The sequence below is a fragment of the Aerococcus sp. L_32 genome (assembly GCF_050689315.1).
Map to the genome: position 1 here is coordinate 1 of NZ_JBOEQF010001232.1, position 540 is coordinate 540.

The 540-nt window shown below is 40.0% G+C and carries 1 protein-coding gene; it reads left to right on the plus strand.

The window, feature by feature from the left end; translation table 11 throughout:
* On the plus strand, positions 1–540 hold a 540-nt coding region (locus ACRCJ0_RS19080; RefSeq protein WP_431391777.1), incomplete at both ends, for a sugar-transfer associated ATP-grasp domain-containing protein.

Sequence of the window (540 nt, forward strand, 5' to 3'; positions counted from 1 at the left end):
CTACGAGTCAGCCTGGGCTAAACCTTATGCTTTAGGTGGCTTTGAAGATATGGAATTATCAACCCAGATTCTAATGTTTGATGCCATCCAAGAAGGCTACCAAATGGATATTTTGGACCGGGATGACCAGATGCTCCGTCTAAAATACAAGAATCATAAAGAAATCGTGAAGAATGCTAATATTACTAGCAAAGACCCTTATATTGGCCACTATGTAATGGAAAATAAGGTAGTCACTAAGGCCTTATTAGCTGAGCACGGCATTCATGTGCCAAAAAGTCTAGAGTTCAATCAATTTGATGAAGCGATGAAAGTAGCAGCTTTATACCGAGACAAGGCCTTTGTGATTAAACCAAAATCAACCAATATGGGGATTGGGATTTCAATCTTTAAGAAAGGCGCGACGGCTGACGAATTTAAGGCAGCTTTAGATATCGCCTTTAAAGAAGACCATACTGTTTTAATTGAAGACTTTGCCTTTGGAACTGAATACCGTTTTTACGTGCAAGAAGGGGAAGTCCTGTCTATTGTCAACCGTGT